Origin of the sequence: Streptomyces sp. NPDC096193, assembly GCF_040302905.1 — a bacterium.
In the GTDB taxonomy this organism is placed as follows: Bacteria; Actinomycetota; Actinomycetes; order Streptomycetales; family Streptomycetaceae; genus Streptomyces.
On record NZ_JBEOSJ010000002.1, the window covers coordinates 449,533 to 468,717 of the forward strand.

18 protein-coding genes are annotated in these 19,185 nt (G+C 70.3%); 9 read left to right on the plus strand and 9 right to left on the minus strand.

The annotated features are described in order from the left end of the window. Positions 1-2: 2 nt before the first annotated feature. On the plus strand, positions 3-680 hold the full coding sequence (locus ABTX78_RS04785; RefSeq protein WP_352205373.1) for a potassium-transporting ATPase subunit C: 678 nt from the start codon (positions 3-5) through the stop codon (positions 678-680). 80 nt (positions 681-760) lie between these two features. On the opposite strand, the gene ABTX78_RS04790 is transcribed toward ABTX78_RS04785, so the two are convergent. Next, positions 761-1,900 carry a magnesium and cobalt transport protein CorA gene (locus ABTX78_RS04790; RefSeq protein ID WP_352205374.1) on the minus strand — a complete coding sequence of 380 codons (1,140 nt, stop codon included), beginning with the start codon at positions 1,898-1,900 and terminating at the stop codon, positions 761-763. A 187-nt stretch (positions 1,901-2,087) separates the two neighbouring features. Here ABTX78_RS04790 and ABTX78_RS04795 point away from each other — a divergent pair, with 187 nt between their 5' ends. Beyond that, on the plus strand, positions 2,088-3,221 hold the full coding sequence (locus ABTX78_RS04795; protein ID WP_352205375.1) for a winged helix DNA-binding domain-containing protein: 1,134 nt from the start codon (positions 2,088-2,090) through the stop codon (positions 3,219-3,221). 272 nt (positions 3,222-3,493) lie between these two features. Here ABTX78_RS04795 and ABTX78_RS04800 read toward each other — a convergent pair whose 3' ends face one another. From ABTX78_RS04800 to ABTX78_RS04810, 3 genes are all read right to left on the minus strand, one after another. Further along, complete coding sequence (locus tag ABTX78_RS04800; RefSeq protein WP_352205376.1) at positions 3,494-4,138, minus strand: LysE family translocator; 645 nt, start codon at positions 4,136-4,138, stop codon at positions 3,494-3,496. A gap of 105 nt (positions 4,139-4,243) precedes the next feature. After that, on the minus strand, positions 4,244-4,999 hold the full coding sequence (locus ABTX78_RS04805; RefSeq protein WP_352205377.1) for an SDR family oxidoreductase: 756 nt from the start codon (positions 4,997-4,999) through the stop codon (positions 4,244-4,246). Positions 5,000-5,235: 236 nt separating this feature from the next. Continuing rightward, positions 5,236-6,063, minus strand: a complete 828-nt coding sequence (locus ABTX78_RS04810) for a helix-turn-helix transcriptional regulator (protein WP_352205378.1) — start codon at positions 6,061-6,063, stop codon at positions 5,236-5,238. A 99-nt stretch (positions 6,064-6,162) separates the two neighbouring features. Here ABTX78_RS04810 and ABTX78_RS04815 point away from each other — a divergent pair, with 99 nt between their 5' ends. Continuing rightward, the gene (locus tag ABTX78_RS04815) at positions 6,163-7,839 is read left to right on the plus strand and encodes an AMP-binding protein (RefSeq protein WP_352205379.1); all 1,677 of its coding nucleotides are present in this window, start codon (positions 6,163-6,165) and stop codon (positions 7,837-7,839) included. Then, positions 7,836-9,443 (plus strand): AMP-binding protein, encoded by a 1,608-nt coding sequence (locus ABTX78_RS04820; protein ID WP_352205380.1) that lies wholly within the window; start codon positions 7,836-7,838, stop codon positions 9,441-9,443. Before ABTX78_RS04815 ends, ABTX78_RS04820 begins: the two co-directional genes overlap by 4 nt. Before the next feature lie 239 nt (positions 9,444-9,682). On the opposite strand, the gene ABTX78_RS04825 is transcribed toward ABTX78_RS04820, so the two are convergent. Continuing rightward, complete coding sequence (locus tag ABTX78_RS04825; protein WP_352205381.1) at positions 9,683-10,432, minus strand: hypothetical protein; 750 nt, start codon at positions 10,430-10,432, stop codon at positions 9,683-9,685. Between the two features lie 171 nt (positions 10,433-10,603). Here ABTX78_RS04825 and gcl point away from each other — a divergent pair, with 171 nt between their 5' ends. Next, the gene (gene gcl / locus ABTX78_RS04830) at positions 10,604-12,382 is read left to right on the plus strand and encodes a glyoxylate carboligase (RefSeq protein WP_352205382.1); all 1,779 of its coding nucleotides are present in this window, start codon (positions 10,604-10,606) and stop codon (positions 12,380-12,382) included. Positions 12,383-12,583: 201 nt separating this feature from the next. Here gcl and ABTX78_RS04835 read toward each other — a convergent pair whose 3' ends face one another. The 4 genes from ABTX78_RS04835 to ABTX78_RS04850 form a co-directional block, all read right to left on the minus strand. Further along, positions 12,584-13,492: a hypothetical protein gene (locus tag ABTX78_RS04835; RefSeq protein WP_352205383.1), complete on the minus strand. Its 909-nt coding sequence runs from the start codon at positions 13,490-13,492 to the stop codon at positions 12,584-12,586. A 375-nt stretch (positions 13,493-13,867) separates the two neighbouring features. Further along, entirely contained in the window at positions 13,868-15,325 is a 1,458-nt protein-coding gene (locus ABTX78_RS04840; RefSeq protein WP_352205384.1) for a catalase, read from the minus strand. Positions 15,326-15,528: 203 nt separating this feature from the next. Continuing rightward, entirely contained in the window at positions 15,529-16,440 is a 912-nt protein-coding gene (locus tag ABTX78_RS04845; RefSeq protein ID WP_352205385.1) for a 2-hydroxy-3-oxopropionate reductase, read from the minus strand. A 59-nt stretch (positions 16,441-16,499) separates the two neighbouring features. Continuing rightward, positions 16,500-17,339 (minus strand): TIM barrel protein, encoded by an 840-nt coding sequence (locus ABTX78_RS04850; protein WP_352205386.1) that lies wholly within the window; start codon positions 17,337-17,339, stop codon positions 16,500-16,502. 124 nt (positions 17,340-17,463) lie between these two features. Between ABTX78_RS04850 and ABTX78_RS04855 the strand changes: the two genes are divergently transcribed. From ABTX78_RS04855 to uraH, 4 genes are all read left to right on the plus strand, one after another. After that, positions 17,464-17,715 carry a thiamine-binding protein gene (locus ABTX78_RS04855; protein WP_352205387.1) on the plus strand — a complete coding sequence of 84 codons (252 nt, stop codon included), beginning with the start codon at positions 17,464-17,466 and terminating at the stop codon, positions 17,713-17,715. A gap of 53 nt (positions 17,716-17,768) precedes the next feature. Next, positions 17,769-18,089 (plus strand): helix-turn-helix domain-containing protein, encoded by a 321-nt coding sequence (locus ABTX78_RS04860; protein WP_502993775.1) that lies wholly within the window; start codon positions 17,769-17,771, stop codon positions 18,087-18,089. Positions 18,090-18,266: 177 nt separating this feature from the next. After that, complete coding sequence (uraD, locus tag ABTX78_RS04865) at positions 18,267-18,773, plus strand: 2-oxo-4-hydroxy-4-carboxy-5-ureidoimidazoline decarboxylase (RefSeq protein WP_352205389.1); 507 nt, start codon at positions 18,267-18,269, stop codon at positions 18,771-18,773. A gap of 3 nt (positions 18,774-18,776) precedes the next feature. Next, positions 18,777-19,181 (plus strand): hydroxyisourate hydrolase, encoded by a 405-nt coding sequence (gene uraH, locus ABTX78_RS04870; protein WP_352205390.1) that lies wholly within the window; start codon positions 18,777-18,779, stop codon positions 19,179-19,181. Positions 19,182-19,185: the final 4 nt, after the last annotated feature.

The window sequence follows — 19,185 nt, forward strand, 5'->3', positions numbered from 1 at the left end:
TCATGAACAACTCTGTCGGCAGTACGGCACGGCTGATCGGGGCAGGGCTGCGCGCCCTCCTCGTCCTGACCGTCATCTGCGGCGTGATCTACCCGCTCGCCATCACCGGGGTCGCCCAGGCCCTGTTCCACAGCAAGGCCAACGGTTCCGAGGTGTCCTCCAACGGCAAGGTCGTCGGCTCCGAACTGATCGGGCAGAGGTACAACCTGCCGCCGAAGAACCCCCACGATCCGGAAGAGGCCCCGGTCCCGGACCTGAAGTGGTTCCAGCCGCGTCCGTCCAACGGCCTGGGCAGCAACAGCGTCAACACCCAGTATTCGCTGATCCTCTCCGGGGCGACCAACCGCTCCGCAGACAACCCCGAGCTGATCCGGTGGGTCACGGACGCCAAGGCCGCGGTGGTCAAGGACAACTCCACCGCCACCTACAAGGTCAAGCCCTCCGAGGTCCCGGCCGACGCCGTGACCTCCTCCGGCTCCGGTCTGGACCCGGCCATCTCCCCGCAGTACGCGCAGCTCCAGGTCCACCGGGTGGCCGAGAAGAACCACCTCGACGTCAGGAAGGTCGACAAGCTGGTCAAGGACCACACCGACGGCCGGATCCTCGGCTTCATCGGCGAGCCGACGGTGAACGTCCTCGACCTCAACATCGCACTCAAGGAGCTCACCGGCGGGCGCTGACCGCCGGACGACGTCTGCGGCCCGCACCCTCAGGAGGCCCGCACCCTGACAGGAGGGTGCGGGCCGATGGAGGGACGGGGTCAGAGCCAGTCCCGCCGCTTGAAGATGAAGTACAGGCTCGTACACACCAGGCCCATCAGGGCGAGGGCGAACGGGTACCCGAACCCCCAGCCCAGCTCCGGCATGTTCTCGAAGTTCATGCCGTAGATCGTGCCGACCAGGGTCGGTGCGAAGAGGATGGCGGCCCAGCTGGAGATCTTCTTGATCTCCTCGTTCTGCTCGAAGCCCGCTTCCGCCAGGGCCCGCATCTCCGCGTTCTGCTGCTGTGTCACCAGCGTCGCGTTCACCGTGAGGATGTCCGAGAGGGCCTGGCGGAAGCCGTCGACGCGCTCGCTGGTGTGCGTCACGTGGTCGGCGACGTCCCGCAGATAGCGCTGGAGTTCCTCGTCCGTGCCGTACTTCGCGAAGCCGGCCATCAGACCGTGCAGCATCCCGACCAGCGGACGGGTCGCGCGCTGGAACTCGACCATCTCCCGGGACAGTTCGTAGATGCGGCGGGAGACCGCCGGGTCCCCGCCGAAGACCTCGGTCTCGATCTCGTCGATGTCGTTCTGCACACCCGTGACGACCGGGGCGTACCCGTCGACGACGCTGTCCAGGATGGCGTACAGCACCGCTTCCGGTCCCAGCGCCAGGAGTTCGGGGTTCTCCTCCATGCGGCGGCGCACGGCGGAGAGGTCCGGGGCCGCGCCGTGGCGGACCGTGATGAGAAAGTCCTTGCCCACGAACACATGCAGTTCGCCGAAGTCGACCTCTTCCTGGGCGTCGAGATAGCGCGCGGCGCGCAGGACGACGAAGAGCGTGTCGCCGTAGCGCTCCAGCTTGGGGCGCTGATGGGCCTCCATCGCGTCCTCGACGGCCAGTTCGTGCAGGTCGAACTCGGCTGCCAGCGACAGGAGTTCCGCCTCGGACGGGCGGTGCAGTCCGATCCAGGCCATGCCGTCGGGGTACTCGTGCAGCTCGCGGTAGGTCTCGGCGAGCGAGTCGGGGGTCGAGACACGGCGGCCCTCGCGGTACAGCGACGCCTGGACGACGCTGCCCTGGTCCTTGTGCACCGGCCCGGCGGCGGAGGGCTCGGTGCCGGCCGCGTTCTCCGGCGAGGAGCCGCCCGGCGGCTGGGGCCGGCGGCGCCACTGGGGTCGCTTCGGCGTCAACGGCATCGGCGTCTCACCTCCCACGTCGGTCGGCGGCGCAGGAAGAAGCGCGCCGCCACGGCCTCGGTGCAGGATATCCACGTCGATTCGGCTGGTACGACCGAGAGGCGCTGTGGTGCTCCCGGTCTTCGGTCACCTAGCCGCACACCCTTGAGGACGGAAGGTGTCCGCAAGCCTGCGTAGCGTGTGGTCCATGGCCCCGAAGACGACGCATCCCGTACTCGGCAGGCGCGCCCTCAACCGCGCCACCCTCGAACGTCAGCTCCTGCTGCGCCGCGCTCCCCGGTCGGAGATGCCGGTCAGGGGCGCCGTCGAGCACCTCGTCGGCCTCCAGGCGCAGAACGTGAAACCGCCGTACTACGCCCTCGCCGCGCGGCTCGAAGGATTCCGCCCCGAGGAGCTGTCCGCGCTGATGGCGTCCCGAGAGGTCGCCCGCCTGGTCACCCTGCGCTCCACCATCCACACGCACTCCGCGGACGACTGCCTCACCCTGCGGCCGTTCGTCCAGGCCGGCGGCCCCGACCGGGAGCTGAAGATGTTCCGGTCCCGCGGCGGGCTGGACGGGATCGATCCCGACCGGCTGCGCACCATCACCCGCGAGGTGGTCGAGGAGGAGCCGCGGACCCTCGGACAACTGCGCGAGGAGCTGCTGAAGGAGTGGCCGGACGCCGATCCCTTGTCCCTGTCGGTGGCCGCCCGCTGCGTACTGCCCCTGGTGCAGATCACCCCGCGCGGCGAGTGGGGCCGCAGCGGCCAGGTCGTGCTGACGACGGCCGAGCGGTGGTTCGGCCGGGAGCCGTCGCCCGCGGCGTCCGCCGACGAGGTCGTACGGCGGTATCTGGCCGCCTTCGGGCCCGCGTCGGTCAAGGACATGCAGACGTGGTGCGGGCTGACCCGGATGCGGCAGGTCTTCGAGCGGCTGCGGCCCGGTCTCGTCGTCTTCCAGGACGAGAAGGGGGTGGAGCTGTTCGACCTGCCGGACGCGCCCCGGCCCGACGAGGACACCCCGGCCCCGCCGCGGTTCCTGCCCGAGTTCGACAATCTGCTGCTCTCGCACGCCGACCGCGGCCGTGTGGTGGCCGACCACAAGAGCCTGACCTGGCGCGGCAACCAGGCCTGCTCCACGCTGCTCGTGGACGGCTTCCTCGCCGGGATCTGGCGGTCGGTGGAGGAGAAGGACACGGTGAGCCTGACGGTCCAGACCTTCGGGAAACTCACCCGGGCACAGCGCGACGCGGTGGCCGCGGAGGGGGAGTCGATGCTCTCCACCCTGTCCACGGCCACCGCGCACGACATCCGCTTCGGGGACGTTCTCGGTACGGCCTGATCGGAGTCCGACGGCCGGGTCGGTACGGCCTGGTCGGAGGCCGACGTGCGGGCTGCGGTGGTCGTCGAACGTCTCCCGGCGGACAACCACTCCCGGACCTCACACGACCGGCACCACCGCGGGGCGACGGTCCCCAGCCGACCGGCGACGGCCCTCACCGGACCCGACCGGCGACGGCCCCTCACCCGGCCTGCGCGGCGACGGCCCGTCACCCGACCCGAGCGGCGACAGCCCGCGCGCACTCCATTTCCACGGCCCGGAACGCGTCCCCGTCAGTCCGCGCGGCCCATCGCCGCCACCGTCACACCCAGGCCGATCATCGCGAACCCGCCTGCGCCGCCCACCATCGACAGCCGCCGCTCGGAGCGGGCGAACCAGCCGCGGGCCGCGGCGGCGCCCAGACCCCACAGCGTGTCGGTGACCATGCCGATGCAGATCGGGACCAGTCCCAGCAGCAGCATCTGCGCGGGCAGACTGCCGGCCGAGTGGTCCACGAACTGCGGCAGCACCGCGGCGAAGAAGACGATGCCCTTGGGGTTGGTGACGCCGACCAGGATGCCGTCCACGACGGTCCGCACATCGCTGCGGGCGGGCCCCATGGGTGCGGACATGTCGGAGACCTTCATGTCCTTACGGTGCCGGAACGCCTGGACTCCCAGGTGAATGAGGTAAGCCGCGCCGGCGAGCTTCACCGCCATGAACACGAGGACGGACCGTTCGACGATCGCGCCGACGCCCAGGGCGACGAACACCACCAGCGCGTATGAGCCGACGACATTGCCCAGAGCCGTGGCCACCGCGGTACGGCGGCCGTGCGCGAGCGCCCGCCCGACTACGAACAGCACGCTCGGGCCGGGAATCACGATCACGAGGAGGGACATCGCGGCAAAGGCCAGGAAGCGTTCGGTCGACACCATGGCGTCATTCAATCCGACGACGCGCAGACTCCTCCAGGGCCGGGATCCGCCCGCTTGCTCCCGCGTGGTGGTGTCACCGTGGTGCTGTCTCCGGCCCGCCGCGACTCACCGTGCCATCCAGCCGCCGTCCACGACCAGCACATGCCCGTTGACGTAGTCCGCCGCCGACGAGGAGAGGAAGACCACGCTGCCCGCGAGGTCCTCCGGGGTGCCCCACCGGCCGGCCGGGATGCGGCCGAGGATCTCGGTGTTCCGTTCCCCGTCCTCACGCAGCGACCTGGTGAAACCGGTGGCGATGTAGCCCGGCGCGATCGCGTTCACCTGGACCCCGCGCGGTCCCCACTCGGTGGCCAGCGCCTTGGTCAGACCGGCGACGGCGTGCTTGCTCGCGGCGTACGACGGCACCCCGACACCGCCCTGGAACGACAGGAGCGACGCCACGTTGACGATCTTCCCGCTGCCGCGCGCCGCCATCGCCGTGCCGATCTCCCGGCTCAGCAGGAACACGGCGTCGAGATTGACCGCGAGGACGCCGCGCCACTCCTCGTAGGCGGTGTGTTCGGCCGGTGAACGGTGGATCGCGCCCGCGTTGTTGACGAGGATGTCGATGGGCCGCCGGGCCAGCAACTCCCGCACCGTGGACGGGATCGCGCTCGGCACGGCCAGGTCGAGCACCAGCGTCTCGGCGTCACGGCCGAGGGCGCGCACCGCCTTCTCGGTCTCCTCCAGCGGCCCGCCGCGGCCGGCGAGCACCAGATCCGCTCCCGCCTCCGCCAGAGCGAGGGCGATCGCCCGGCCGATGCCGCTACGCGCGCCCGTCACCAGCGCCGTACGTCCCTCCAGTGAGAACAGCCCGCTCATCGCCACTCCTCGGTCGTGCCCGCACGGTTCGTCCCCGCACGGTTCGTCCCCGCAGGGCTCGTACCCGCGAGGCTCGCCCCTCCACGGATCGCGGGCCTACGGATCGCACCCTCAGCACCCGCAAGGCGCGCCCCCACAGACCGAGCCCTCGGATCGCGCACCCGTGCCCGCAGATCTCGCGTCCCCAAGGATCGTCGCCGCAAGTCCCCGGGATTCCCGAGGCCGGGCGGATCACGTCACGGCAGCAGACCCGCGCGGCGTGCCGCCACCACCGCCTCCGTCCGGGTGTGCGCACCCAGCTTCCGCATCGCGGCCCGCAGGTACCCCTTCACTGTCTCCTGTTTCAGACCCAGCCGCTCCGCCGCGCCCGCGTTGGTCGCCCCCGTCGCCACGCACGCCAGCACATCCAGCTCGCGGGGCGCGAGGGCGATGGCGGGGTCCGCGGACCGGCCGCCCGTGGCAGCGGCCAGCCTGCCGCAGACCTCCAGCAGCGACGCACGCAGCGACGGGTCGACGATCCGCGGCGCCAGCGCCCGCAACTGGCCGTGTGCCTCGCGGACCTCCTCCCACGACGCACGGCCCGCCGCAGGCTCCCGTGCCATCGCCAGCAGTTCCTGCACCTCGTCCCGTACGACGAGGGTCTGCTCCACGTCACGGGCCGCGGCCACGGCGGCGTCGAAGGTCCGGTCGCCCAGCGGCACCGGCCGGCGCAGGGCTCCGTACAGGACGCCCCGCACCCTGCGGCGCACCACGACCGGTACCGCGAGCACCGAGCGCAGCCCCTCGGTGGAGACCGCCGCGTCGTACTCATGGCTGATGTGGCGCGCCTCGCGGTAGTCGGTCACCGCGCACGGCCGGGACAGCGCCATGGACTTTCCGCCCAGACCGTTGCCCGCACAGATGGCGAGCCCGCGCAGCGCACCGGTCTGCGCCCCGCTCAGTTCGGCTATCCGCAGCTGGCGGCTGTCGTGCAGCAGACCGCCGAACGCGACGGGCAGCCCGCTCGTCCGGCGCAACCGCAGCAGCGCCGCTCGCATCTCGACCGCGTCGGCGGGCTCGGACACTGCTCATCTCCCTCGGCGGGTCACCCCCGAAAGGGGGTAGTGAGACCTGGGTCACTGATTACACGATGCTACGCAGTGGTGTGGCAACGAGGAGGACACATGGCGGCAAGCGGCGCGACGGAGGAGTTCCGGACGGCACGGGACTTCCTGCTGCGGTACCGGGACGACTACGCGACGGCCTACCAGGGCTTCGTCTGGCCGCGCCCCGAGCGCTTCAACTGGGCCCTCGACTGGTTCGACGTGATCGCCGCGGGCAACGACGCCACGGCGCTGCACATCGTCGACGAGGACGGCACCGAGACCCGGATCTCGTTCGCCGAGATGTCCGAGCGCTCGGACCGGGCCGCGAACTGGCTGCGCGCCCAGGGCGTCGGACCGGGTGACCGCCTCGTCGTCATGCTCGGCAACCAGCACGAGCTGTGGGAGACCGCCCTCGCCGCGATGAAGCTGCGGGCCGTCGTCATCCCCGCCACCCCGCTGCTCGGTCCGGCCGATCTGCGCGACCGCATCGAGCGGGGCCGGGCCTCGCACGCGCTCGTACGGTCGCAGGACACCGCCAAGTTCGCCGAGGTGCCCGGCGACTACACCCGGATCGCGGTCGGCGAGGAGACGGAGGGCTGGCTTGCGTACGCCGAGGCGTACGACGCCGACCCGGCCTTCGTCCCGGACGGGATCACCCGCTCCGACGACCCGCTGATGCTGTATTTCACGTCCGGCACGACCGCCCGGCCCAAGCTCGTCGAGCACACCCATGTGTCGTATCCGATCGGGCATCTCACCACGATGTACTGGATCGGGCTGAAGCCCGGCGACGTGCATCTGAACATCTCCTCGCCCGGCTGGGCCAAGCACGCCTGGTCCAATCTCTTCGCCCCCTGGAACGCCGAGGCGACCGTCTTCATCCACAACTACACGCGCTTCGACGCGGGCCGTCTGATGGCGGAGATGGACCGTGCCGGTGTGACCAGCTTCTGCGCACCGCCCACCGTGTGGCGCATGCTGATCCAGGCGGACCTCGGCCAGTTGCGGACCCGGCCGCGGGAGGTCGTCGCGGCGGGGGAGCCGCTGAATCCCGAGGTCATCGAGACGGTACGGCGCGAGTGGGGGGTGACCATCCGGGACGGCTTCGGGCAGACGGAGACCGCCGTGCAGGTCGCCAACAGCCCCGGGCAACTGCTGAAGGCCGGTTCCATGGGCCGGCCGTGTCCCGGCTACCGGGTCGAGCTGCTCGACCCGGTGACCGGCGCACCCGGCGCCGAGGAGGGCGAGATCGCGCTCGACCTGTCGGCCCGGCCCGTCGGCCTGATGACCGGGTACCTCGGTGACCAGGAGCGTACGGACGAGTCGATGGCGGGCGGCTTCTACCGGACCGGCGACATCGGCGCGCGCGACGGGGACGGATACATCACCTACATCGGCCGTTCCGACGACGTCTTCAAGGCGTCCGACTACAAGATCTCGCCGTTCGAGCTGGAGAGCGCTCTGCTGGAGCACGAGGCGGTGGCCGAGGCCGCCGTCGTACCGGCCCCGGACCCGCTGCGGCTCGCGGTCCCCAAGGCGTACGTGGTACTCGCCGAGGGCTGGGAACCCGGCCCGGACACCGCGAAACGGATCTTCGAGCACTCGCGTGCGGTCCTCGCCCCGTACAAGCGCATCCGCCGGCTCGAATTCGCCGCGCTGCCGAAGACGGTCTCCGGCAAGATCCGCCGGATCGAGCTGCGCGAGCGCACGGCCGAGGGTTCGTCCGCCGAGTACACCGAGGGAGACCTGCGATGAGCCTCTCCTACGCCCACGGCACGGGCACCACGGCGCTGCTCGGCGACACCATCGGGCAGAACCTCGACCGTGCCCTCGCCGCGCACCCGGGCCGCGAGGCACTGGTCGACGTGGCATCCGGCCGCCGCTGGACGTACGCCGAGTTCGGTGCGGCGGTCGAGCGGCTGGCCCGCGGCTTGATGGGCATCGGCGTCGCCAAGGGCGACCGGGTCGGGATCTGGGCGGTGAACTGCGCGGAGTGGGTGCTCGTGCAGTACGCCACCGCCCGTATCGGCGCGATCATGGTGAACATCAACCCGGCGTACCGGGCGCACGAGCTGGAGTTCGTCCTCCGGCAGGCGGGTGTCTCGGTGCTGTGCGCCTCCCAGCGCCACAAGAGCAGCGACTACCGGGCGCTCGTCGAGGAGGTACGGGGCAACTGCCCCGGCCTGCGCTCCGTCCATTACATCGGCGACGGCTCGTGGGACGCGCTGACGGCCGCGGCTCCGGCTGTCACCGACGCGCAACTGGCCGCGCGTGAGGCTGAGTTGTCCTGCGACGACCCGGTCAACATCCAGTACACCTCGGGCACCACGGGCTTTCCCAAGGGCGCGACGCTGTCGCACCACAACATCCTCAACAACGGCTATTTCGTGGGGGAGACGATCGGCTACACCGAACAGGACCGGGTCTGCATCCCGGTCCCCTTCTACCACTGTTTCGGCATGGTGATGGGGAATCTGGCGGCCACCTCGCACGCCGCGTGCATGGTCGTCCCGGCGCCCTCCTTCGACCCGGAGGCGACCCTGCGCGCGGTCGAGGACGAGCGCTGCACGTCGCTGTACGGCGTGCCGACGATGTTCATCGCGGAACTCAATCTCCCCGGCTTCGCCTCCTACGACCTGAGCTCGCTGCGCACCGGCATCATGGCGGGCTCGCCGTGCCCGGTGGAGGTGATGAAGCGGGTCGTTGCCGAGATGAACATGGGCGAGGTGTCGATCTGCTACGGCATGACGGAGACCTCCCCGGTCTCCACCCAGACCCGCCGCGACGACGACCTGGAGCGCCGTACCGGGACAGTGGGCCGGGTGCTGCCCCATCTCGAGGTCAAGGTGGTCGACTCGGTGACCGGGGTGACGGTGCCGCGCGGCGAGTCGGGCGAGCTCTGCACGCGCGGCTACAGCGTGATGCTCGGCTACTGGGACGAGCCGGAGAAGACCGCCGAGGCGGTCGACGCTGGGCGCTGGATGCACACGGGCGACCTGGCGACGATGCGCGAGGACGGCTGTCTCCAGATCGTCGGCCGGATCAAGGACATGATCATCAGGGGCGGTGAGAACGTCTATCCGCGCGAGATCGAGGAGTTCCTCTACGGCCACCCCAAGATCGCGGACGTCCAGGTCGTCGGCGTCCCCGACGAGAAGTACGGCGAGGAGATCCTGGCCTGCGTCGTCCCCCGCGACCCGGCTGATCCGCCCGCCCTGGAGGACATCGCCGCGTTCTGCCGCGAGCGCCTCGCGCATTACAAGGTCCCGCGCCGGCTGGAGATCCTCGACACCTTCCCGATGACCGTCAGTGGCAAGGTGCGGAAGATCGAACTGCGTGAGCGGTACGCGCGGGGCTGAGGCTCACAGCTCCCGGGCCGCACGCACACCCGTCGCCCGCGGTCGAGACGCTCCCGGCCGCCCGTGTGGCGGGATGGTCGATCGGGCCGCGCCCGAAGCGCCGGTGGGGTGCGGCCGGGTGGACGGACATGCGGCCTTCTCGGTGCATTGACGCAGGGGCAGTGTGCCCGAACGACCCGGGGCCCGGTTCCGCCGGGAGCGCCGGGCTGTGGGGCCGCCCGGTCCATGACCCGCGGCCCCTACGCTCCGGTGGAGACCAGCTCGTCCGCCGGACCGTTGACCGGCTGCGGACTGCCCGTGAGGTCCATGACGAACAGCGGGACGCCGACGCCGTCCGCGCGTGACCTGGCGTCGTTCTCGTATCCGGCGAGCGAGAAGAAGACGGTCGACGCCGAGGCGCTCATACCGCTCAGCCACAAGCACTCGACATCGCGCAGCGTCGCGGGCCGCGTCGACGGATCGACCCGGGCGATCAGGCCCTGGGCGCGCAGCTCCGTGCCGGAAGCGGGCCGGGTGTCCGGCTGGACCACGTCGCGGAACCCCAGCCACTGGAGATAGCGCGTCGCCGCCGTCACCGCGTCGCGCGCCGTACGGATGGTGACCGGGCGGAACGAGGGCCGCGGCACGGTCGCCGTGCGGGGCAGGCGCAGCCGGGCGGGAGGGGCCGGGTAGGAGCGGCCGGCCGGAACGGGGGTGCTCACCGGGCGTACGGGAATGCGCAGCACGGTGCCGCAGGGACAGCCGAGCTCCGGCTGCGGCCACTGGTCCTGTCGGCCGCACTCCGTGCAGCGGACGGTCACCCAGTCGTCGGTCCAGGTGCGGTGCGTGACGCGCTCCGGCGGGGCGGCGCGCACCAGCGGTGGGGCGAGCGGCGCGCCGCACGCGCACGGATACACCGGTGAGGCGAACAGATGGTCGCGGCGGCAGCACGGGCAGCGCACCGGGACCGGCTCGGCCATCACTTCCCCCTTGGTCTGTCCTGCTGCCATCCATCGTCCATCAAGAGCGGGGCCTTGGGGAGGGACTTCGGGCATCCCTTGACGACGCCAGGCCCGCCGCCTACATTGCTTCCATATAGCAGAACTATTCTTCCGCATTACGGAATCCAGCTCTGAGGGGCGCGAGGAGCGAGAATCCGCCAGGCCGAAGCAGGAGCACCCATGCCTCGTATGACCGCTGCCCGAGCGGCAGTTGAGATCCTCAAGCGCGAAGGCGTCACCAACGCGTTCGGCGTGCCCGGCGCGGCGATCAACCCCTTCTACAAAGCCCTCCAGCAGGGCGGCGGCATCGACCACACGCTCGCCCGCCATGTCGAGGGCGCCTCCCACATGGCGGAGGGCTACACGCGGGCCAACCCGGGCAACATCGGTGTCTGCATCGGTACGTCCGGCCCCGCCGGCACCGACATGATCACCGGCCTCTACTCCGCGATCGGCGACTCGATCCCGATCCTGTGCATCACCGGCCAGGCCCCGACCGCGGTGATCCACAAGGAGGACTTCCAGGCCGTCGACATCGCCTCGATCGCCAAGCCGGTCACCAAGGCGGCGACCACCGTCCTGGAGGCCGCGCAGGTCCCCGGCGTCTTCCAGCAGGCCTTCCATCTGATGCGTTCCGGCCGTCCCGGCCCGGTCCTCATCGACCTGCCGATCGACGTCCAGCTGACCGAGATCGAGTTCGACCCCGAGACGTACGCGCCGCTGCCGGTCTACAAGCCGTTCGCGACCCGTCCGCAGGTCGAGAAGGCGCTGTCGCTCCTGCTGGCCTCCGAGCGGCCGCTGATCGTCGCCGGCGGCGGCATCATCAACGCCGACGCGTCCGACCTGCTCGTGGAGTTCGCCGAGCTGACCGGCACACCCGTCATCCCGACCCTGATGGGCTGGGGCACCATCGCCGACGACCACGAGCTGAACGCCGGCATGGTCGGTCTCCAGACCTCGCACCGCTACGGCAACGCGACGTTCCTGGAGTCGGACTTCGTCATCGGCATCGGCAACCGCTGGGCCAACCGCCACACCGGCGGCCTCGACGTCTACACCAAGGACCGCACGTTCGTCCACGTCGACATCGAGCCCACGCAGATCGGCAAGATCTTCGCGCCCGACTACGGCATCGTCTCCGACGCCCGCGCGGCGCTGGAGCTGTTCGTCGAGGTCGCCAAGGAGCTCAAGGCCGAGGGCAGGCTGCCCGACCGCAGCGAGTGGGCGGCTTCCGCGCAGGAGCGGAAGGCCACGCTGCAGCGCCGTACGCACTTCGACAACGTCCCCATGAAGCCGCAGCGCGTGTACGAGGAGATGAACAAGGCCTTCGGCCCGGAGACGCGCTACGTCACCACCATCGGCCTCTCCCAGATCGCCGGCGCGCAGATGCTGCACGTCTACAAGCCGCGCCACTGGATCAACTGCGGCCAGGCGGGCCCGCTCGGCTGGACGATCCCGGCCGCCCTCGGCGTCGCCACCGCCGACCCGGAGACCCCCGTGGTCGCGCTGTCCGGCGACTACGACTTCCAGTTCATGCTGGAGGAGCTGGCGGTCGGCGCGCAGCACCGGATCCCGTACGTCCACGTCCTGGTCAACAACGCCTACCTGGGCCTGATCCGCCAGGCGCAGCGCAACCTGGACATCAACTTCCAGGTCAACCTGGAGTTCGAGAACATCAACTCCCCGGAGCTGGGCGTCTACGGCGTCGACCACGTCAAGGTCGTCGAGGGTCTCGGCTGCAAGGCCATCCGTGTCACCGAGCCCGACCAGCTGCTGCCGGCCTTCGAGGAGGCCAAGAAGCTGGCGGCCGAGTACCGGGTCCCGGTGGTCGTCGAGGCGATCCTGGAGCGCGTCACCAACATCTCGATGGGTGTCCAGATCGACGGCGTGAACGAGTGGGAGGACCTGGCCACCGAGCCGGGACACGCGCCCACGTCCATCAAGCCCCTGAAGGTCTGATCCTCCTCGCACCAGCGGTCCCCGCCCCGGTCCTGACCCCGGGGCGGGGGCCGTTTCCCCTTTCCGGGGCGCTTTCGCTGCCTTCGCGAGACGCCTCGCCCATCTGATCATCCGATAACAAGCCCCTTGGCCCGCCCGAAACGGTCGACCGGCGCAGCCGAGGAATCCGCACCGGAGGCGTCGCTCCGGGTGGGCCGGCCCCTATGCGGCGGTGCGTTCCCGTTCCGCGGCGATCGCCCGGCGCAGGGCCTCCAGCTTGAGGGGAAGCAGCGGGCGCAGGCCGTCGTACCGCAGACGGCCGACGCGGTAGGAGGTGATGAGGCCGTTCTCCTCCAGGGGCATGCCGGCGGGGCGCAGCACCGTACGGCCGTCCTCGTCGAGCATCCCGTCGTGGTTCATCCACAGCGAGACCCAGAGCTTGCTGGTGCCGTGGGTGCGCCGGACGAGTTCGGCACGCAGCGGCAGCCATCTCTCCAGGGCCGCGCGGGTCAGGGGTGAGGTGTCGATCCACTCACCCGGCTCCGCGCCGACGGTGGCCCCGCCCTGCGGGTGCCGCTCGATGTACACGGCGGCGTTGCCGTCCGCCAGATGGGTCAGACGCTGCCCGATCAACTCGCCACTGCGTGCGGCGGTGTCGAGCTCCACGCAGAGAACGGCCGTCAGTCGGGTCTGCGCGGGCGACATGGCGCCGCCGAGGTACCTGTCCAGTTGCCGGCGCAGCGCCGAGAGTGTCGCCTGTCGCGGGACGGGGCGCAACGCGACCTCGCCGCCGCCCAGTTGGGGGGCGGGCATGCCGTGGGCCTCGCGCAGCAGGTCGATGCACCTGCGCCGGATCTCGTTCGTCGGCCCGGAGCTGGGCGGGTGGCCGCCCGCGACGCGGCGGGCCCGCAGAGCGCCGGATTCGGCGAGGCGCAGATACGGGGTGATGGCGTCCTCTTCGAGGAGGCGCCGCAGACTGCGCCGTGCGCCGACGGGCAGTGCGCCGCGGGCGAGCGCCCGGTCCATCTCGCCGCGGACCATGTCGAGCTGCCGCCGGCGTGCCGCGCCGACGCCGAGCTCGTCGAGGAGGCCGTCGAGTGCGTTGACGGCGGCGAATGTCGACGTGGGCATGAGGTGATTGTGGCGTACGCCCGGGATGTGCGCCGGGAAACGAGGTGAGGGCGTGGAGTACGGGACCGTCCGTACTCCACGCCCTCACGTACGTGGTGCCGCCCGACGGCGCGAGGCTGGCGCGACAGGACATTCGCACCGCCGGGCGGAGTCTGTTGTCTGGCTGGGACCGCGGCGGCGGCGATTGGTTCCGGGGAGCCGCCTCCTTCTGGTCAAGAAGCGGCTTCCGGAGCCTTCACCACCGCACTGGCATCGCACGACCGCCGCGGTCCTCGCCTTCACCCGCTCCGCGGACCACCCCTCATTCGGGTCCGCCGGGCGGGCTCGGCGCACAGGACATGACCTCCCGTCAGATCCTGTGCGCAGTCGGTGCCCTCAGTCCTCGCGCAGGGCGCGGACCGCTTCCTCGACACGCTTGCCGTAGTCGGCGTCGGCGGCGTGGAAGTGGGCGAGGTTCTTCTCGATGACGTCGTCACGGCCGACCTGGGACAGGCCGCCGGCGATGTTCGCGACGAGGCGCTGCTTCTCGTCCTCGGACATCAGCCGGTAGAGCTCGCCCGCCTGGAAGAAGTCGTCGTCCTTGACGTGAGCGGGAGCCGCGTGGGTGCCCGTCCAGCCCTGGACGGCGAGCGGTGCGGACGGTGCGCCGTCACTCTGTACCGGTCCCGCGTACGAGTTGGGCTCGTAGTTCTTCTCGTGGCGCGAGCCGTTGCGGGTGGCCATGATGCCGTCACGGCCGTAGTTCTGGGCCGTCGTCACCTTGGGGGCGTTCACCGGCAGCAGGGTGTGGTTGACGCCGAGCCGGTAGCGGTGCGCGTCCGCGTAGGCGAACAGTCGGCCCTGGAGCATCTTGTCCGGCGAGGGGCCGATGCCGGGAACGAAGTTGTTCGGGGAGAACGCCGCCTGCTCGACCTCGGCGAAGACGTTCTCGGGGTTGCGGTCGAGCACCAGCCGGCCGACGCGCTGGAGCGGGTAGTCGGCGTGCGCCCATACCTTGGTGAGGTCGAACGGGTTGAAGCGGTAGTCGGCCGCTTCGGCCGCCGGCATGACCTGGACGTACAGCGTCCAGGACGGGTTGACGCCGCGTTCGATGGCCTGGAGCAGGTCGGTCTGGTGCGAGTTGGCGTCCGAGCCGACGACCTCGGCGGCCTGCTCCGAGGAGAGGCAGCGGATGCCCTGGTTGGTCTTGAAGTGGTACTTGACGAAGAAGGCGTCGCCCTCGGCGTTGGTCCACTGGTAGGTGTGCGAGCCGTAGCCGTTCATGTGACGGTACGAGGCGGGGATGCCGCGGTCGCCCATCAGCCAGGTGATCTGGTGGGTGGACTCGGGGGAGTGCGCCCAGAAGTCCCAGACGTTGTCCGGCTCCTGCTTGCCCGTGAAGGGGTCGCGCTTCTGGGAGTGGATGAAGTCGGGGAACTTGATCGGGTCCTTGATGAAGAACACCGGGGTGTTGTTGCCGACGAGGTCGTAGTTGCCCTCTTCGGTGTAGAACTTCAGGGCGAAGCCGCGCGGGTCACGGACCGCGTCCGCGCCGCCGAGGGAGTCGGCGACGGTGGAGAAGCGGATGAAGGTCTCGGTGCGCTTGCCCACCGCGGAGAGGAAGTCCGCCTTGGTGAAGCCGGTGACGTCGTCGGTGACCTCGAAGTAGCCGTGTGCGCCGGAGCCGCGGGCGTGCACCACGCGCTCCGGGATCCGCTCGCGGTTGAAGCGGGCGAGCTTCTCCAGGAGGTGCTGGTCCTGGAGGAGGAGCGGGCCACCGACGCCGGCGGTGGCGGAGTTCTGGTTGTCGGCGACCGGGGCGCCTGACTCGGTCGTAAGCACACGCTGCGTCATGGTGGCGGGTCTGACCTTCCGTACTGAAGCTGTTGATGCGGCCGGCGGTGCGAGGAGCGTAATTTCGCCCCGGAGGCAACGTCAACAGTTTGTTGAAAACGAAGTGTGGTGTTCCGGACGGCGCCGGCGCCTGGGCGCGACAGGACTGGTGTCAGCGCCGACGCCGTCCGGAAATCTGAGGGCCCCGAGCGAGGGCCGGTCGATCAGACCTGCTGGCCGGAGAGCCGCTCGACGGCGCGCAGCAGGGCCGAGTGGTCCAGGCCGCCGTCGCCCTGCGCGCGCAGGGAGGCGACCAGTTGGGCGACCACGGCGCCGACGGGCAGCGCGGCACCGACGTTGCGGGCGGCGTCGGTGACGATGCCCATGTCCTTGTGGTGCAGGTCGATCCGGAAGCCGGGCTTGAAGTCCCGGTTCAGGAAGTTGTCCTTCTTGCGGGTCAGCACGGTCGAGCCGGCGAGGCCGCCGTTGAGCACGTCGAGTGCGGCCTGGAGGTTCACGCCGGACTTCTCCAGGAAGACCACGGCCTCGGCGCACGCCTGGATGTTCACGGCGACGATCAGCTGGTTGGCGGCCTTCACCGTCTGGCCGGAGCCGTGGGGGCCGCACAGCACGATGGTCTTGCCGAGCGCTTCGAGGATCGGCAGGGCGGTGTCGAAGTCGCTCTGCTCACCGCCGACCATGATGGACAGCACGGCCTCGACCGCGCCCGCCTCGCCGCCGGAGACCGGGGCGTCCAGGACGCGCAGGCCCTTCTCGGCAGCGGCCTTCGCCAGATCGACCGACGTCTGCGGGGTGATCGACGACATGTCGATGATCAGCGCGCCGGACCGGGCGTTCTCCAGGATGCCGTCCGGGCCGTACGCGATGGCCTCGACCTGCGGGGACGCCGGGACCATCGTGATGATCACGTCGGCGTCCTTGACGGCCTCGGTGATGGAGGACGCGGCGGAACCGCCGGCTGCGGCGAGCCGGTCGAGCTTGTCCTGCTCCAGCGTGAAGCCGGTGACGGAGTAGCCGGCCTTCAGCAGGTTCTCGGACATGGGGGAGCCCATGATGCCGAGGCCGATCCACGCGATCGCCGGGCGGGTGGTTCGCGAGGAATCTGCGATGCTCATGAGGGTGCCTTCCTGAAAACTTCCGTACGTCTGTGAGTTCGGCGCGCCTGGGTGTGGGTTCAGCGCGCCGCGCGCGCCTCGGCCGGGAGCCAGTCGAAGGACTCGGCGCTCGGGCGGTCGCCGGCCTTGTACTCCAGGCCCACCCAGCCCTCGTATCCGGCCTTCGTCAGCTCGTCGAGGAGCTGCTCCAGGGGGAGGGAGCCGGTGCCCGGGGCGCCGCGGCCGGGGTTGTCGGCGATCTGCACGTGGCCGGCCTTGTCGGCGTAGGCCGCGATGACCTGGCTGACGTCCTCGCCGTTCATCGACAGGTGGTAGATGTCGAGCAGGAACTTGGCGTTCCCGAGGCCGGTCGCCGCGTTGACCCTGTCGATGACCTCGATCGCGGCCGGGGCGCTCACCAGCGGGTAGAGCGGGGACTCCGGCTTGTTGAGGGTCTCGACGAGCAGGATCGCCCCGATGCGGTCGGCCGCGCGGGCGGCCAGCACCAGATTCTCCAGGGCGAGGGTGTCCTGAATCTGCGGGTTCACGTCCTCGACGCGGTTGCCGTAGAGGGCGTTGAGCGCCTTGCAGCCCACCGAGGCGGCGAAGTCGGCCGCCACCTCGATGTTGGCGCGGAAGCGGTCGGACTCCTTGCCGGGCACGGAGAGCGCGCCGCGGTCGGGGCCCGGCAGCTGCCCGGCGTAGAAGTTCAGCCCCACCAGCTGGGTGCCCGCGTCGTCGAGCGCCTTCTTGAGGGCGTCGAGCTCGGCCTGCGCCGGGGTGGGGGTCTCGATCCAGGGCCACCACAGCTCGACCGCCGTGAAGCCCGCCGCGGCGGCTGCCGCGGGGCGCTCCAGGAGCGGGAGTTCCGTGAAGAGGATCGAAAGGTTCACATCGAAGCGCTGGTCGGTGTATCCCATGAGGGGTGTGCGCTCCTTCCGTATTGCGGAAGTCAGTTTCTGCTTAACGGAAGATTGCAGGCGGTCCGTCGGACTTGTCAAGGGGCCATCTCCGATTTCGCCTCTCTCGCGTTAGGTTGTGCGCGTGCGATTGAGAGTGGAGTTCACGACCGAGCCCTTCGACCTGGACGAAGCGCCCGCCCATGCCGTGGTGGCCCGTGAGGTCGTCCAGTCGGCCGAACTCGACGCCGTCGACGTGGGGCCGTTCGGCAACACGGCCGAGGGTGACGCCGACGCCGTGCTCGCCGCGGTCGACGCGCTCGTGCGCCGCTCCCTGGAGGCCGGCGCCACCCGGGTCTCGCTCCAGATCAACGTGGTCGGGGAGGGGGAGAAGTGAGCGACCCCTCGGAGCACCCCCTCACCCGCGCGGTCAAGCCGCTCGTCGACGCGATGGGCGCGGAGATGGTCGAGCCCGGGCAGGCGAGCCCGGACGACGTGGTGCTCTCCTGGGAGGGCGAGGACGTCGTCGCGGTTCGGCTGCCGCAGCTCTCCGACTCCCTCGACCACATCCTGGCGGCCCTGGAGCGCCGTCACGGCATGCCGCTGTCCGAACTGGACCGCAGGACGAAGCAACTGGTCGTGCGCTCCCTGGAGGCCCGCGGCGCGTTCTCGGTGCGCCACGGCGTCGAGACGGTGGCCGGTGCGCTGGGCGTCAGCCGCTTCACCGTCTACAACTATCTGAACCGCGAAAACGGCACCAAGGGCGAGTGACCACCCGCCCCTGCTTCACTCTGCGATCGCTCGCGGTCACGGCACGTGGTGGGGCTCTCCGAGTGGCGGCTCGGGTGTCACCGAGTTTTCAACAAAGTGTTGACGTTATGTCGCCGGAGGGCGTTAGCTGTCCGCAGCCCGTCCAACGCACAGCGAAAAACAGCCACGGAGGCTCCCGTGACTTCGAGCTCGACGCCGGGCCTCGCCCGGTTCAACACATCGGCGGAGAGCGACGCGAGCGCCGCGCTCCACGAGGTGTGCGCCAGTTCGGCCTGGGGAAACAAGCTGCTCGCGCAGCGTCCCTACGCCACCGCCGAGGCCCTCTACACCGCCAGTGACGCCGCGATGGCCGAGCTGACAGCGGCGGATCTGGCCGAGGCGATGGCGGGACACCCGCCGATCGGCCGGCCGAAGCCGGGCGATGCGACCTCCGCCCGCGAACAGCGGGGGATGGCCGGCGCCTCCGAGGAACTGAAGGCCGAACTGCTCGAACTGAACCTGGCCTACCAGGAGAAGTTCGGTCACGTCTTCCTGATCTGCGCCACCGGCGCCACCGGTGAGCAGATGCGGGACGCGGTCAGGGTCCGGATCCAGAACTCCGACGAGCGGGAGCGGGAGATCGCCCGCGGAGAGCTCGTCAAGATCAACCGGATCCGGCTGGCCCGACTCGTCGAAGGAGAGTGACCTGTGAGCACCGAGACCACCGCTTCCGTGTCCACCCACATTCTGGACACCAGCATCGGCCGCCCCGCCGAGGGCGTCGCCATCACGCTGTCGGCCCGCCCGGGCCACGGCGCCGAGTGGACCGCGCTCGGCGGCTCCGCCACCGACGCCGACGGGCGGTGCAAGGACCTGCCGGCGCTGCCGGAGGGCACCACACATGTACGTCTCGACTTCGAGACCGAGGCGTACTTCTCCACCAGGAACAACGCCAACCAGCAAGCCGAGGCGCAGCAGGACGCCCCCCGCGTAAGGGACAGCGGTGCGTTCTTCCCGGAGGTGGCGATCACCTTCGCCGTCGTACCGGGCGAGCACTACCACGTACCGCTGCTGCTCAACCCGTTCGGCTACTCCGTTTACCGAGGGAGCTAGCAGA